Consider the following 15,305-nt stretch of genomic DNA (forward strand, 5'->3'; position numbering starts at 1 on the left):
GGTTCAGCTCCTGGCCAGTTGCGTGGTGACGGGGCGCTTGAGTTGCGCCTCTGCTTCGGAAACGGAACGCGGCGGGGCGCTCGGCTCCAGGCCGATCATGCGTGCGGTGTTGTTGCCCAGGTAGTCCTCGAGGGTGTCCTCGTCGAGGTTCAGGCCCTGCGGCGGCTCATGGCACAGCACTTCCAGCAGGCGCAGCCACATGCCCGGCTCGTTCGGCGGGGTGTCGGTGCCGAAGAGGATCTTGTGGGTCGGCAGGACCTTGGCGAACTCGACGATCCGCGATTGCAGGCACCAGCCGGATTCGCAATAGACGTTGGGCAGCTCCATGGCCCATTGCATCGGCTCGAACACGTAGACGCCGCCGGTCTGCACGCCGAAGTGCGCCATGATGAAGTCGACGTTGGGGAACTCCTTGATCATCGGTACCCATTCGGACGGGATGCTGTACGGCCCGTCGCCGGTGTGCAGTTTCACCGGAATACCCAGTTCGGCGCATTTCTCGAACGCAGGGCGTACCCAGTCCAGCGCCCGGTCGGGGCGGTAGGCGTGCATGTTGGCCTGCATCTGGACCATCTTGAAGCCGTGTTCCTTGACGTAGCGCTCGATGGCCTCGACGCCGTTTTCCACCCCGCAGCGCGGGTTGTAGACGAAGCAGCCGATGAAGCGGTCAGGGTAGGTCTGGACCATCTTCAGGGTGTAGGCCATGTAGGCGTCGATGGACTCGCGACCACTGAGCTCACCATCCGTCCAGGTGTAGATGGTGTTGCCTTGGGGGGGCTGGATGAAGGCCTTGTCAATTCGGCGTGGCTTGCCGTTGATCATGTAGGGGCCGTCCATCATCTCCAGCAGGCGTTCGCCGGTGAAGGGGTCACCGTCATGCCTCCAGGCGAGGTCCACCAGGTCGGTGGGGTAGCAACTGATATCGATGATCATTGTTTCGATCTCCTGATATTGCGGGGAAGGAGCGCCTTCCAGTTCGCAGTCCGTCGCTTTGTGCGTTAGGTCGTTGCTACGTGCATGGCGCACGTTCCCTCACCTGGTCGCATCGAGCACAAAGCGTTCGCTGCTTGGGCCGCAGTATCAGAAGCCCGGAGGCCGGCCGTACAATACTTGTTGCTGTCAGTCTTGATAGGTTGGCGATATGGAGGTGGCATCGCCGACCGCGACGTCAGTGATGTGCAACGATTCCTCGGCCAGTGCCTTGATCGCCGCGACGATGGGCGCGACCTGTTCGCCCTTGCCGGAGGCCCACACGGCATAGAGGTTGTATTGGGCGAGCACGCTGACGTCGGTCAGTTTGACCAGCCTTCCTGCGCGCAAGCCATCAATCGACAGCAGCCCGCGCGCCAGGCCGGCACCGACGCCCGCTTCGATCGCGGCAATCAGGTTGGCCACATTGTCGAACGTCATCGCCGCATTCGGCTCCACCGGGGGCAGGCCGGCCGCGTCCATCCAGGGAATCCACGACCTTCGGGTATAGCCGAGCAGCGGCAACTCCAGTACCCGCGGCGCCGGCAGCGGGGCCTGCAGGCCATGACGCTGCAGTAGCGCAGGCGCCGCCAGCACGGTGACCTGGTCGTCGCAGATCGACGTCATCTCGCAGTCTTCCCAGTCGCCATAACCGTAGCGCAAGGCCAGGTCGACCCGTTCAAAAGACGCGCGCTCGGCATGGGTCAGGATCACCAGTTCGGTGCCCGGCAACAGCTCGATCAGGTTCGGCAGTCGCGCATTCAGCCAGTTCTGCGCCAGCTCGTTGTCGACCCCGAGTGTCAACCGCTGCGGCACATTGCGATTTTTCACCGACCACAACGCCCGATCAATCTGCGCCAGGCCATCGGCCAGCAGCCGCGCCAACAGCTGCCCGGCATCGGTGAGCTGGCTGCCCCCGGCATCGCGCATGAACAGCGGCTGACCGATGAATTCTTCCAGCGAGCGCACTTGCTGGCTGATGGCGCTGTGGGTCAGGTGCAGCTCCCGCGCCGCACGGGAAAAACTGCCGGTGCGGGCGGCCTGGAGAAAGGCGTTCATCGACTGGATCGACGGATAGCGTTTGTTCATGGCTGTTAGCCTTACTTACAGAAGATGGCAGAAATTGTCGCTGGCTGGATGAGGCACGTCTTGCGACTATCGCCATTGTGCGGCGCAGCCCAGCAATTGCGCCACCTGTTCGCCGGGGCAGGGGGAGGGTGGCACGCCGTTGGCCCTGCCGAGGCAGGGTGACTGAAAGCGAAGCTAATAGGTTCTGTGCGCTGAAAACAAACGCCTTGGTTCCGTATAGGGGTGGAAATGGACCTGCGACTACTGCGCTACTTCTCGGTGCTGGCCGAAGAATTACACTTCGGCCGCGCCGCCAATCGCCTGAATATTTCCCAGCCACCGTTGAGCCAGCAGATCCGCTTGCTGGAAGAGGAGCTTGGCGCGCCGCTGTTCAAGCGCAGCCATCACCTGGTCGAACTGACCGCCGCAGGCCGCGTGCTGAAACAGCAGGCGCCGCTGGTATTCGACCAACTGGCGCATGCCATCGACATCACCCGGCAAGCGGCGCGCGGCCAGGTCGGCGACCTGGAGATCGGCATGATCAGCTCGGTGATGGTCGGTGTACTTCCGCGCGCCTTGCACAAGTTTCGCGAGACCCATCGTGATGTCGGCTGGCGGCTGCGTGAGATGACCCCGGTGGCGCAGGTGGCGGCGCTCAAGGCAAAGCGCATCGATGTCTGTGTGTTCCGGGTCGGCCACGACGACCCCGCCGTGCGCAATGAGCTGCTGATGTACGAGCCCATCCGGGTGGTGCTGCCCGAGCAGCACCCGCTGGCCTGCCAGCAGCAGATCATGCCGGCGGAGCTGGCCGGCGAGGCGTTCGTTGCCCTTGAGCTCGACCAGTCTCGGTTTGCCAATTTCCTGTTCCAGTGCTGTATCCAGGCGGGTTTCACGCCGCAGATCCGCCAGCAGGCCATCGAAGTGCAAACCCTCTTGAGCCTGGTGAAAGCCGGCTTCGGCGTGACGCTGCTGCCAGCGTCGCTGGAGCAGGTGGCGCCGCCGGGGGTGGTGTTTCGCCATTTGAGCCCGGCGCTGCCCGAGGTGCCGCTGTATGCGCTGTACCGCGCCGACGACGATTCCCCGGTGCTGAGAATGTTCCTTGATACCTTGCGTGAGCTGGTGCTGGCCGAGCAGCGTGTCGCTGTCGATACGGGCGCTGCGAAACGGCGCCCGTCCACCTGCCTGGAGAGGGAGTGACAGCGCATGCAGCATCTCGATCTGCAGGTGATTCGCCAGGCCCTCAAATGGTCCTGCGAGGGCCAGCGTGTGTGGCTCTGCAGCGTGCTCGCCACCTACGGATCGGCGCCCCGGGTACCGGGCTCGTTGCTGGCGGTGAATGCCGCCGGGCAGTGGTGCGGTTCGCTTTCCGGGGGCTGTGTCGAGGATGACTTTCTCGAGCGGGTGGCGGCGGGCGGGTTTGCCGAGCCGGTGAGCGTCGTGCGCTACGGTGACGGCAGCGACTCGGGCTCGAACATCCGCCTGCCTTGCGGGGGCATTCTAGAGGTGCTGGTGGAAAACCTGCCGGCCGACTGCGCGGTGCAGACCCACCTGCGCGCGCTGGAATCGGCGCTGCGCGGGCACCGTCGCTTGCTGCGTGACGTCAACCTGGACGATGGCACGCGCCGGCTCAGCGACGACCCGGCGCAAGGACCGCGCGTGGAACGCAATGGCGCCCGCGTGCTGTTGCGAATCGGCGCGGCACAGCGATTGCTGCTGGCAGGTTACTCCAGCGTTGCGCACTTCTGCGCGCTGTTCGGCACCGGCATGGGCTTTGAAGTGATTCTGTGCGATCCGCGTGACGAAGTGCTGAGCGGGGTCGTGCTGGAGGGCATCGAGATCCGCCGCGATTTGCCTTCGGTGTTCATCGCCAACGGCGGCTGTCACAGCGACACCGCCGTGGTCGCGCTGACCCATGACCCGAAAATCGATGACCTGGCGATGCTCGAAGCGGTGCGTACCGAGGCGTTCTACATCGGGGTGATGGGCTCGCGGGCAACCTCGGACAAGCGGCGTGAGCGCCTGCAGCGTATCGGCGGGCTGGATGCCGCTGCGCTGGCCCGTGTGCATGCGCCCATTGGCCTCAACCTGGGCAGCAAGTCCCCTGCGGAAATCGCCTTGGCGGTGCTGGCGGACATCCTGCGAATCCGCAATGGCATTGCCCGGGAGGCGCTGTGAGCGTGGTCGCCGTGGTGCTGGCCGCCGGGCAAGGCTCACGCTTCGGCGCCGACAAACGCTGCGCGCCCCTGGCAGATGGCCGCAGCCTGCTGGCGCACAGTGTCGCCAATGCCTGGGCCGTGTTCGAGGAGGTGCGCGTGGTGCTGCGCGAAGGCGAGCGACCGGAGGCGTTCGGCTTGCCCGGCGATTGCCGGGTGGTTTACAGCCCGGACGCTGCGCTGGGCATGGGCAGCAGCCTGGCCAGCGGCGTTGCCTCGCTGGCTGACAGTACCGCGCAGGCCGTGGCGATCCTGCTGGGGGACATGCCCTGGATCGCGCCGACCACCCTTGAGCAGCTCGCCGACGCGGCGACGCGCTCGACCATCCTGTTTCCGCGCCACCAGGGCAGGCAGGGCCACCCCGTGTTATTCGGCCGCGCGTTCTGGCCCGAGCTGGGCCGATTGACCGGTGACCAGGGCGCCCGCGCTGTGGTTCAGGCCCGCCGGCACCAGTGCGTAGGCCTGGCGGTGGACGACCCCGGGGTGCTGCGGGATGTCGATACAGCGCAGCAGCTCATCAGCGCTGCACCTCAGCCATGGCCTCACTGGAACAGACCTGGATAATCTCGAGAAACCGCTCCAGCGCCGGTAGCGTGTCGTCACGTCGACGCGTAGCAAAGAGGTTTGCATTGAAGGTGCTGTCGGCCAGCGGCACAAACTTTACCCCGGTGCGAAACACGCTGGCGAGGGATTCAGGCAACAGGCTGATGCCGACGCCCGCGTCGACCAGGCTCAGGACAATCGCCGGATCGGTGGACTCGTGCAGTATGCGCAGCGCCGGTGCCATCTTCGCGCAGGCTGTCAGCACATCGCGGATCATCGGGCTTTGGGTGTTCAGCATGACAAAGTCTTCGCCGACGATGTCGGCAAGATCAATGGATGGCCGTTGAGCCAGTGCATGGTTTACCGGCACCGCCACCCGCAGCGACTGCGGATACACCAATTGCGAAATCAGTTCGCTGCGTTCGCTTGCACTGCAGGCAAAGCCGACATCGATGCTGCCGTTGATCAGTGCATCCTCCTGCTGCGCGGGCAATAGCTCGTGCAAGGTCCAATCGACATTCGGGTTGCTTGTCTGGAACAGGTGCAGCGTTCTGGGCAGGGGACCGTACATGACCGAGTTGACGATACCCACCCGCAAGTAGCCCTCCAGCCCGTCCGCGACGCGCCGCACCAGTTTTTCTGCCGAATCGCAATCCTTGACGATACTGCGCGCCAGCACCAGCAGGGCTTCACCGGCCCTGGTCAGCCGTGCGCCTTGCCGCCCGCGAATGAACAGCTGGGCTTGCAGCAAGTCCTCGAGGATTTTTATCTGCTGGCTCAGCGGTGGCTGCGACATATGCAGGCGTTCCGCCGCGCGGCTGAAGTTACGTTCTTCCGCCACCGCAATAAAGTAACGCAGGTGTCTGATATCCATATGCATCTCGAATGGTCGGGTATCCAAACAGTATTGTACGTCCTGCTGTTCTCTCCTTAGTTTGAAGCCACAGATGCGCTTCGCTGTGGCGATGCCTTGCTTCGGGCATCCGCGTCCCTACAGAACAACAAGAACAGCCACTCTTTATGGCGTGGCGCTGGAGAAGACATGAGAACGCTAAAGGTTAACGGCACTGACCGCACAACCACGGCTCAGGACGATACACCGCTGCTCTGGGTATTGCGCGACGACTTGAACCTCACGGGTACCAAATTCGGCTGCGGCATGGGGGTGTGCGGCGCCTGCACAGTGCATCTGGACAACACGCCGGTACGTTCCTGTCAGTTGCCGCTCGCCGCCATTGGTAATGAGCACATCACGACCATCGAAGGCCTGGGTTCGCCGGATGCATTGAGCTACCTGCAACAGGCCTGGCAAGCCGAGAACGTGCCGCAGTGTGGCTACTGCCAGTCCGGGCAACTGATGTCGGCGGCGGCATTGCTGGGCAGCAATCACAGCCCGACGGACCGCGATATTGATGTGGCCATGGCCGGGAACCTATGCCGGTGTGGTACGTACGACCGTATTCGCAAGGCCATTCACCGTGCCGCTCATTCACTCAAAGAACAGGGGGCACGTCATGGGTGAGTCAGAGCGCGAGCAGTACCAGGGCGCCACCCCGAGTCGTCGGCGCTTCCTGCAAGGCAGCATGATCATTGCGGGTGGTTTGCTGCTGGAAATTCACGGCAACGGTATCGCCGTGTCGTCCGCGCAGGCTGCACCGGCCACCGACGGTACCGCCAGCCAGTTCGCACCCAATGCCTGGGTCAGGATCACCCCGGAAAACCAGATTCTCCTGGTGGTTCACAAATACGACAGCGGCACCGGGGTCAAGAATGCGTTGGGCCTGATGCTCGCCGAAGAGCTGGATGCCGATTGGGCGCACGTCAAGGTCATCCAGCCGGACGATCCGCTGGCCAAGGTGTATGTTCACCCGTTGTGGGGGATGCATGCGACGGGCGGCAGCACCAGCGTTTCGCTGGAGTGGAACACGCTGCGCCAGGCCGGCGCGACGGCTCGGGCCATGCTGATTGCAGAAGCGGCGCAGCGCTGGTCGGTGGATGTGGGCGAATGCAGAACGTCACAGAGCAAAGTGCTGCATCCCGCTACAGGCCGGGAGATCTCTTACGGCGCGCTGGCACAGGACGCCGGCCGGCAGCCGCTGCCCGGCACGGTCACGCTCAAACGCCCCGAGGAATTTGTGCTGATCGGCAAGGAGCGCCCGAGTTACCGGGTTGCCGACAAGCTGACCGGGCACGCGCAATACGCCATCGACGTCAAATTGCCAGGCATGCTGACGGCCATCGTCGTACATGCGCCGGTGGTGCATGCCGGCATCAAGTCGATCAATATCGACCAGGTCAAGGCATTGCCGGGCATCCATGATGTGTTTGCCACACAGATCCCCAAGCAGATCGCGCATTTTCGTCCTGGAATGCCGGCGATGCCGGTACTCAACGGCGCCAACCAGGCCGGGGTGGCGATTGTCGCGGACACGTTCTGGGCCGCCCAGCGCGCTCGCCAGGCGCTGGTCGTGGAGTGGACGCAAAGCGACTTTGCCGGCTTCAATTCCGCGGATGCGCTGCGTGACATGGCCAAGCGCGTCGACGAGCCTGGCCAAAAGTCGAACGTGACCGGTAATGCCGACGACGCCTTCAACGACGCGGCGCGGGTGGTCGAAGCGGTCTACAGCATGCCTTACAAGGCTCACGCGCAAATGGAGCCACTCAGCGTGGTGGTCTGGGTCAAGGCGGATTCGGTCGAATACTGGGGGGGCATCCAGGTGCCTTCACGCTGTGCGCAGGCAGCGGAAACGATTACCGGGATGTCCCGCGACCAGGTACGCATCCACTTGACCGAGGCCGGCGGCAGTTTCGGTGCGCGCGAGGGGCTGCATCCCATTCTCGAAGCGACCTATATCGCCCACCGTGTCGGCAAACCGGTCAAGTTGCTGTACAGCCGTGAAGACGATATTCGAGGGCTGTACTACCAGACCGCCAGCGTACACAAAGCCCGGCTTGCCCTCGATGCCGGCGGCCAGGTGCAAGGCTTCAGCCTGCGCGCGGTGGTGCCCTCGATCAAGGAACCGGACGATCCGGGCTTCCTCGAAAAAGTCCCTGTCGACCCTAGCTGCACGGAGGGCATGCGCAGTGACTTCTACTACGACGTGCCCGCGCTGGACCTGGCGTGGGTGCGGCATGAAACCGGCTTCCCTACCTGGTGGTGGCGCGCGGTCAGCTATGTGCCGAACATCTTTGCGATCGAAAGCCTGGTCGACGAGGCCGCCCACGCGGCGGGCCAGGACCCGTTGGCGTTCCGCCGCCGGCTGCTCACGCGTCGGCCCGAGTTGAGGGCAGTGATGGACCGCGCGACCGAACTTGCCGGGTGGAAGCCAGAGGCACGGCGAGAGGGCAAAGCACCAGGGCGGGGGCTGGGTGTGGCGGTTTACGAAGGCTACAAGAGCTTCATCGCCATCGTCGCGCAAGTGCGGGTGAGCGGTGCGGCCATCGCGGTCGAGAAAATCACCTGCGTGGTGGATTGTGGTGTCGCGGTCGACCCGAGCGCAGTGCGCCAGCAGTTGGCCGGAGGCATCTACTGGGGCGTTTCGACCGCGCTGTACAACAAGGTGAATATCGAGAACGGCGTGGTGCGGGAGAGCAACTTCCACGATTACCCGGTGTTGCGAATGAACGAGGCGCCGGAGGTGGTTATCGAACTGATGCCGCCATCCGGACGGCAACCGGGCGGGATAGGCGAGCTGTCCAACCCATTGGTGGTGCCGGCGATTGGTAATGCGATCTTTGCGGCAACGGGGGAGCGGTTGAGGGAGACGCCGTTTAAGTTGGTGTGATCACAGGGGGGGCTCCACGTCGTTGACTGGAGTCCGCCCTCGTGTTTGTGGGGCTCTGCAGTGCCTGGGTGTCGCTTGACTTTGATTGAGGCATTCAACATCTTCACAGTCAAATTCGACTCGGCTTTGCAGCATGAACGACTCAGAGTTCCATAGTGCCTGGATGTGGATGGGAAAGCTTGCGCCGCCCCAAGCCCAACTGGAGGCGGTGAATCGCAAGGGTTTACTGGCAGCGTTAGAACGTAACCAGCACAAGCCCTTGACGCTTATCGTCTCTGCACCGGGCTTTGGCAAGACGACCTTGTTGGCGCAGTGGCGGGCTTACCTCTTGCAACAGCACTCGACCTCGCCGACGGCCTGGTTGTCGCTGGACGAAGCCGATGCCGAGGCAAACCGTTTTCTTGCTTATTTGATCTGGGCGCTGCAGGCGGCAGGCTTTGACGTCGGTGGCCTGGCGGCACTGGCGCAGTCGCAGGCTCTCGATGTTCGCCCTCAGCGCACAGTAGCTGCGTTGTTGCAGATACTTGCTCGCGATGGACGCCGGGTGACGCTGATGATGGATGACTATCATCGGGCGGCCAACAGTGCAGTCGATGAGGTGGTGTTGACGTTGCTGGAGCGGGGCAGTCAATGGCTGCGTCTTGTCGTCGCCAGCCGCACGCGTCCCGCGTGGCCGCTGGCACGGCTGAAGTCGCAAGGTTTGGTCCATGAACTGGGTGCCGGCGACCTGACGTTGTCTCAAACTGAAGCGGCGCACATATTCGGTGCAGAACTGGGTGAAGCGGCACTGGCCAGCCTGCACCAGAAGACAGAAGGCTGGGCTGTGGCTGTGCAACTGGCACACCACTGGCTCGCTGGGGCCAATGGTTCATTGTATGGCCTGCAGTCGTTCTCTGGTCGTGTGGCTGACGTCGCAGAATATTTGACCGAGCAAATCTTTGAAAACCTGCCTGAGGAATGTCGCGCCTTTCTCCTGGACACGTCATTGCTGGAGCGCTTCAACGCTGAATTGGCCGATGTTGTCCGGGGGCGGGAGGACAGTGCCGAGCTTCTGGCACAACTGTCCGCATTCGATGCCTTGGTAGTGCCCCTGGACTCCAGTCGCAGCTGGTTTCGATACCACATGCTGTTGGCCGACTTCCTGCGGCCGCGGCTGGACGGCGCGCGAGCACGGCGCATTCACCAGGCCGCGGCGCAGTGGCTGGCTGTGCAAACTGACTGGGTGTTAGCTGTCTCCCACGCATTGCGTGCCAGAGATACCGTGCTGGCGGTCAATCTGGTAGTGCGCGCCGGCGGCTGGGAGTTGGTGTTGCGCAAGGGCATAAGTTACGCGCAAAGCCTGTTGCAACAGTTCGATGAGCAAGCGCGTAGCAGTGAACCGGATCTGTTGTTGATGCAGGCGTATCTCCACGCCAAGCTGGGTAACCGGGAACTGTCGACTGAACTGTTGCGTCTGGCCCAGGTTGCCGTGGGGGGGGACGAGCGTCTTGAGCGTGATTTCGCGGTTATCCAGGCGTTGGCCCATACCTATTTCGACCAGTTCGTGGATGAGCAGGGAGGGCTGGACGCCGCAGGCTGGTCTGGAAGTGCGCTGTCTTTGGCGACGTTGCAATGCGTGGGGGCGATGAGTTGTCTGGCACATGGCAATCTCCCCCAGGCCCTGCGCAGGGCCCGTGCGGCGCGGTTACAGATGCAGATGGTGGCAAGCCCGCTGGGCGAGAATTATTGCCTGATTCATGAAGCGCAAGCCTTGGCGCTGACCGGAGAGGTGACCGACGCGGGGCAACTGATTGACGAGGCCCTGGCCATGGCACAGGAAAACTTCGGCAGTGAAAGTTCGCTCAAGGCGGTGGTTGGCTGCTTCAAGGCCCAACACCTGTATTGGCAAGGTGCGTGGGCCGAGGCGCAACCGTGGATACGCGAAGGCTGGGACTCGCTTGAACATACCGATGGCTGGCTCGACGTGTTCGCCGCTACCGCCGAAGTTTCCTGGCGTACAGCCCTGCGCGCGCTGGGTGTGCAGCCGGCACTGGCCGAACTGGAAAAGCTGGCACGAATTGCCAATGAAAGACAGCTGGATCGGCTGGTGCGCCTGGTTCACGCCTGGCGGATCGACTTGCTGGTGCAATCGGGCCTGGTTTCCCAGGCCCGCCAGGAACTGCAATTGCATGGATTCGACACCCAGTCAGCCGACGAACTGGATTGGCGTAATCGCGAGGCAGTCGGTTTGGCTCTCGCGCGCTTGATGTTGGCCAGTGGTGCTTCGGCTGCCGCGCTTGCACGTTTGCAGCGTGACATAGAGGCGTTGCAGGAAAAGGGCCTGCTGCTGCCAGTGTGGCGCCTGCGCATCATGGCGATGCTGGCCCGCTACAAGCTCCGTGGCGACGTGGACAGTGAAGAAGTGCGTACCACGCTAATGCCCGTTGTACGCCAGGGCTTGATGGGGCTGCTGCTGGAGGTGGGGCCGGCAATACTGCCGATGCTGGACGGGTTGCCTGAAGCAGTCGCTGGCATGTCGACGGTGATCACCCGCTTGCGCGGTTGGCGGGCCCACCCGGTACGTCCGCGGGCTCACCTCAGTGCCAAGGAGATGCAGTTGCTGGCGTTGTTGGCGGACGGTCAGTCCAACAAGGCCATCGCGCTGGCATTGGATATTTCTGAAAATACCGTCAAGTTCCACCTCAAGCAGATTTTCCGCAAACTTGAGGTCGAAAACCGTTCAGCGGCAATCAGTACCGCCCTGCGCGAAGGCCTGCTCGACGCCCGCAGGTGACCCGCCTACCCATACGGGTAGGTAACCTCGTGGCGGGTCCAATACCTACCCTCCGGCAACATTGAAGCCGGCCTTCAGGGTTCTTAGCATCGATTGGAACAGCGATTCATTGCCCAAGCGGCAAGGATTTGAAGCTCCTGTTGCCAACAAAAACAATCATGCTAGGAGATGCACTGTGGGTATGAACGGCAAAACCGTGCGCGTAGCGACCGACGTCGGGGGAACTTTTACCGATCTGGTCTATTTCGAGACAGATCCGGTCAGTGGCCGGCAGACGATCCGCACGGCAAAATCAGACACTACGCCACCCAACTTTGAGCAGGGCATTCTCAATGTGCTGAACAAGGCGGATGTGCGCCTGGACGAGGTGGATTTCCTTGCCCATGGCACCACCGTCGTCATCAATGCCTTGACCGAGCGTCGCGGTGTACGCACCGGCTTGATCACCACCCAAGGCTTTCGCGACATCCTGGAAATAGCCCGCGCCAACCGGCCGGATTTCTTCAATCTGAAGTGGGTAAAACCTCAGCCTTTTGTCCCGCGTCACCTGCGTCGCGAAATTGCTGGTCGCATGCATTGTGACGGGCAGGAACGCGAGCCGCTGGATTTGAGCGGGCTTGTCCAACTGCTTGAAGATTTTCGCCGCGAGGAAGTCGAGGCGGTCGCGGTGTGCCTTCTGCATGCGTATGCGAACCCCGATCACGAACTGGCAGTGCTGGCTGAAGTGCGGCGTCTTTGGCCTGAAGTCTCGGTCGTGGCTTCGCACCAGATCACCCGCGAATGGCGAGAGTATGAGCGGACCAGCACTACCGTACTGTCGGCGTACGTGCAGCCTATCGCCGCGCGTTACCTGAGTGACCTTGAGCGTGGCTTGCGGGTCGCAGGTTACACGGCACCGCTGTACGTCATGCAATCGAATTGTGGTGTCGACACGGTGGCGCACGCCCGTGAAACACCTATCACCATGGTTGAATCCGGCCCGGCCAGTGGCTTTTGGGCTGCAGCCGAACTGGGTCGACTGATTAATGAACCCAACTTGCTTGCCTTGGACATTGGCGGCACAACGGCCAAGTGCTCCCTGATCCGCGATGGCCAGGTAACGATCAAAACCGACTACTGGATCGAGCGCGATCGCGTCAGCGCCGGTTATCCCATCATGGTTCCCGTGGTGGACCTGGTCGAAATCGGCAACGGCGGTGGTTCGATCGCCTGGGTAGACGAATTCGACAAACTGCACGTCGGCCCGCAATCGGCAGGCGCGCAGCCCGGCCCGGCCGCTTATGGCAATGGCGGCACACGCGCCACCACTACCGACGCCAACCTGGTGTTGGGACGGATCAACAAGGACTACTTCTGCGGTGGTGAGCTGCAAGCTGACATGCCAGCGGTGGAGCGTGCGCTCGGCTTGTTGGGCGAAGAACTGGGTTTATCGAGCGTCGAAATCGCCCGTGGCATCGTGCGCATCGCCAACGACAACATGGTCAATGCCTTGAAACTGGTGTCCCTCAACCGCGGCTATGACCCACGCGAGTTCACCCTGATCGCCTTTGGTGGCGGTGGTGCCATGCACGCTGTGGCGCTCGGTCAGGAACTGGGCGTGAAGAAAGTGATCATCCCGCGTGGTGCCCCGGTTTTCTCTGCGTGGGGCATGACCATGTCGGATTTGCGTCGGGACATGTTCGTCAACCGCTTCTTTGAATGCAATCGTGAAGGTGCTTTGGCGCACGCTCAAGGATTCCTTGACCAGTTGCTACTGACGGCGCGTGAACAATTTGAAGAGCAAGCGGTTGAGGCGGACCAGGTCGAACTCTCGGTTCACTGCAAATTGCGCTACCAGAATCAGGAGCACTCAGTCGAAGTGCCATTGCTGGCCCATGAACGGGTCGCGCTGCACTGGGAGGAAATTGCCCAACGCTTCCATGAGCTGTACGAACAGCACTACAGCTACCGCCTGGATGCGCCGTTGGAAATTGTCGGGTTCCATATCGTCGCTGTAGCCCAGATTGGCAAGCTTGATCTGGATGAGCTGCCGGTAACCGGAGCGACGCTCACGGCAGCCCTCAAAGGTCGACGCCTGGTGGACTATGCATTGGAAGGCCGCCATGAAGCGTGCATCTATGACAACGCCAAACTGGAACCGGGCATGACCTTTGACGGCCCGGCAGTGATCGAGGACGCGGGGACGACGATTGTGGTGCATCCACACAACAGCGTGCGCGTAGACAACCTCGGCAACATCCACATCTTGATCGGCAACTAACGGGAGCAGGGCGATGAGCAGCGTTGATATTTTTACCCTTGAAATCATCCAGAACTCGCTCCAGGCAATTGCCGATGAGATGTTTGCGGCAATGCGTAAGGCGGCCATGAGTCCGGTGATCTACGAAGTGCTCGACATGGGCACCGGCATCACCGATGCACAGGGCAACATCGCCAGTTCCGGCGCCGGCATTCCGGCCTTTGTCGGGGTGCTCGACAAAGCGGTGCGGCAGATCCTCAACGAGCACGCCGAGCCAGGTGATATCGAGGACGGTGATGTCTTTATCACCAACGATCCCCACAGCGGTGGGGTCACCCACCTGAACGATGTCGTGCTGGCAATGCCGGTATTCGCCGACGGCCGGATCATTGCCTGGACTGCGAACATCGCGCATTGGAACGATGTCGGCGGCATGGTGCCGGGTTCTTTGTCCACCGAGGCAACGGAGATTTTCCAGGAGGGCTTGCGCCTGGCCTCGGTAAAACTGATTGGCAAAGGACAACCGATCCGATCAGTCCTGCAGATTCTGCGGGCCAACACGCGCATGCCCGACTTTATGGAAGGCGATCTGTGGGCGGCCATCGCGGCAGCGCGTGGTGGTGCTGCACGGATTGTCGAGTTGAGCAAAAAGTACGGCACACAGTTGTTCCTCAGCGCGGTCGAGGACTTCATGACACTGGGTGAGAAGGTCTCGCTCAGGGCATTGCAGGACGCGCCGCGTGGCCGGTTCAGTATGGAAGAGGTCCAGGATGACGGCCAGGTGTTCAAGGTTGTGGTGGAAATCACTGAGACGCAGATGATCGTCGATCTGCGGGACAACCCTGCGCAGGCGGTTGGCCCTACTAACCTGAGCCGCGATGGCACTGTAGTTGCGGCGCAAATGGCCTTCAAGGCGGTCACGGCACCGCAGGGCGTGACCAACGGTGGCACGTTCCGCCCTCTGCAGGTGTTGACCCGGCCAGGTTCGCTGTTCGATGCCCAGGCCCCTGCCGCCGAAGGCTTTTACTTCGAGAACCTGATCCGCGTACATGACCTGATTCTGCGCTGCCTGGCCCGGCAGATGCCTGAACGCTTGCCGGCGGGTAACTTCGCATCGGTTTGCGCGACCATTATTGGCGGCGTGCACCCCGACACTGGACGCCTGTTCACCCTGGTTGAACCGGAGATTGGCGGGTGGGGGGCGGAGCAGGGGCGTGATGGTAACAATGCCGTCTATTCGGGCCTGCACGGTGAAACCTATAACTGCCCGGTAGAAGTCTGCGAAGCGCGCTACGGCCTGTATGTCGAGTGCATGGCCCTCAACGATGAGCCGGGAGGGCATGGCCAGTACCGAGGCGGCCAGGGTATCCGCATTGATTACCGGGTGCGCTCGGAGGGGACTTTCCTCACCTGTGGTTACACCCGCTCCGTTGTCGCCCCGTGGGGGCTGGAAGGGGGCGCGGACGGTTCGCCGAACTACATCGAAGTGATCCGCAAAGACGGCCTCAGCGAACGTCACGCGATGGCCAGTGGGGTGGTGTTGAGTGCAGGCGACATTGTTCGTGTCCGCACTGGGGCAGGCGGGGGCTATGGCGATCCAGCGCTGCGCAGCCGCGAAGCGGTTATGGACGATCTGAAGAACGGCTACCTCACCGCCCAGACAGCCAGTGCCGTTTATGGCGTGCGGGTTTGAACAGGCTTGTGTCGGGAGACCT

At 62.3% G+C, this 15,305-nt stretch carries 11 protein-coding genes; 8 read left to right on the top strand and 3 right to left on the bottom strand.

What is annotated here, in order from left to right; all coding sequences use genetic code 11:
- Positions 1–3 precede the first annotated feature (3 nt).
- Positions 4–933, bottom strand: coding sequence for an amidohydrolase family protein (locus tag U9R80_RS12465; protein ID WP_301842308.1), 930 nt, complete (start codon positions 931–933; stop codon positions 4–6).
- A 186-nt stretch (positions 934–1,119) separates the two neighbouring features.
- Positions 1,120–2,058: a LysR family transcriptional regulator gene (locus U9R80_RS12470; RefSeq protein WP_301842309.1), complete on the bottom strand. Its 939-nt coding sequence runs from the start codon at positions 2,056–2,058 to the stop codon at positions 1,120–1,122.
- Between the two features lie 228 nt (positions 2,059–2,286).
- Here U9R80_RS12470 and U9R80_RS12475 point away from each other — a divergent pair, with 228 nt between their 5' ends.
- From U9R80_RS12475 to U9R80_RS12485, 3 genes are read left to right on the top strand one after another with little or no spacing between them, the layout of a single operon-like run.
- Positions 2,287–3,234: a LysR substrate-binding domain-containing protein gene (locus U9R80_RS12475; RefSeq protein WP_301842310.1), complete on the top strand. Its 948-nt coding sequence runs from the start codon at positions 2,287–2,289 to the stop codon at positions 3,232–3,234.
- 6 nt (positions 3,235–3,240) lie between these two features.
- Positions 3,241–4,212, top strand: a complete 972-nt coding sequence (locus tag U9R80_RS12480) for an XdhC family protein (protein WP_301842311.1) — start codon at positions 3,241–3,243, stop codon at positions 4,210–4,212.
- Entirely contained in the window at positions 4,209–4,814 is a 606-nt protein-coding gene (locus tag U9R80_RS12485) for a nucleotidyltransferase family protein (RefSeq protein WP_301842312.1), read from the top strand. The genes U9R80_RS12480 and U9R80_RS12485 overlap by 4 nt, the downstream gene beginning before the upstream one ends.
- On the opposite strand, the gene U9R80_RS12490 is transcribed toward U9R80_RS12485, so the two are convergent.
- Complete coding sequence (locus tag U9R80_RS12490; protein ID WP_301842313.1) at positions 4,768–5,667, bottom strand: LysR substrate-binding domain-containing protein; 900 nt, start codon at positions 5,665–5,667, stop codon at positions 4,768–4,770. The genes U9R80_RS12485 and U9R80_RS12490 overlap by 47 nt on opposite strands.
- A gap of 168 nt (positions 5,668–5,835) precedes the next feature.
- Here U9R80_RS12490 and U9R80_RS12495 point away from each other — a divergent pair, with 168 nt between their 5' ends.
- From U9R80_RS12495 to U9R80_RS12515, 5 genes are all read left to right on the top strand, one after another.
- Positions 5,836–6,315, top strand: coding sequence for a (2Fe-2S)-binding protein (locus tag U9R80_RS12495; RefSeq protein ID WP_301842314.1), 480 nt, complete (start codon positions 5,836–5,838; stop codon positions 6,313–6,315).
- A complete protein-coding gene (locus tag U9R80_RS12500) occupies positions 6,308–8,578 on the top strand; it encodes a xanthine dehydrogenase family protein molybdopterin-binding subunit (RefSeq protein ID WP_301842315.1) in 2,271 nt (756 codons plus the stop codon). The genes U9R80_RS12495 and U9R80_RS12500 overlap by 8 nt, the downstream gene beginning before the upstream one ends.
- 85 nt (positions 8,579–8,663) lie before the next feature.
- Positions 8,664–11,351 carry a helix-turn-helix transcriptional regulator gene (locus U9R80_RS12505; RefSeq protein WP_324805072.1) on the top strand — a complete coding sequence of 896 codons (2,688 nt, stop codon included), beginning with the start codon at positions 8,664–8,666 and terminating at the stop codon, positions 11,349–11,351.
- Between the two features lie 61 nt (positions 11,352–11,412).
- The gene (locus U9R80_RS12510) at positions 11,413–13,611 is read left to right on the top strand and encodes a hydantoinase/oxoprolinase family protein (RefSeq protein ID WP_301842317.1); all 2,199 of its coding nucleotides are present in this window, start codon (positions 11,413–11,415) and stop codon (positions 13,609–13,611) included.
- 13 nt (positions 13,612–13,624) lie between these two features.
- Positions 13,625–15,283: a hydantoinase B/oxoprolinase family protein gene (locus U9R80_RS12515; protein ID WP_301842319.1), complete on the top strand. Its 1,659-nt coding sequence runs from the start codon at positions 13,625–13,627 to the stop codon at positions 15,281–15,283.
- The last annotated feature ends 22 nt before the right edge of the window (positions 15,284–15,305 follow it).

This window comes from Pseudomonas sp. JQ170C (assembly GCF_035581345.1).
GTDB lineage: Bacteria > Pseudomonadota > Gammaproteobacteria > Pseudomonadales > Pseudomonadaceae > Aquipseudomonas.

Excerpts from the sequence above, each read along its gene's own strand:
- U9R80_RS12490 (WP_301842313.1), bottom strand. The coding sequence starts at position 5,667 with ATGGATATCAGACACCTGCGTTACTTTATTGCGGTGGCGGAAGAACGT.
- U9R80_RS12515 (WP_301842319.1), top strand. The coding sequence starts at position 13,625 with ATGAGCAGCGTTGATATTTTTACCCTTGAAATCATCCAGAACTCGCTC.
- U9R80_RS12495 (WP_301842314.1), top strand. The coding sequence starts at position 5,836 with ATGAGAACGCTAAAGGTTAACGGCACTGACCGCACAACCACGGCTCAG.
- U9R80_RS12500 (WP_301842315.1), top strand. The coding sequence starts at position 6,308 with ATGGGTGAGTCAGAGCGCGAGCAGTACCAGGGCGCCACCCCGAGTCGT.
- U9R80_RS12475 (WP_301842310.1), top strand. The coding sequence starts at position 2,287 with ATGGACCTGCGACTACTGCGCTACTTCTCGGTGCTGGCCGAAGAATTA.
- U9R80_RS12480 (WP_301842311.1), top strand. The coding sequence starts at position 3,241 with ATGCAGCATCTCGATCTGCAGGTGATTCGCCAGGCCCTCAAATGGTCC.
- U9R80_RS12470 (WP_301842309.1), bottom strand. The coding sequence starts at position 2,058 with ATGAACAAACGCTATCCGTCGATCCAGTCGATGAACGCCTTTCTCCAG.
- U9R80_RS12465 (WP_301842308.1), bottom strand. The coding sequence starts at position 933 with ATGATCATCGATATCAGTTGCTACCCCACCGACCTGGTGGACCTCGCC.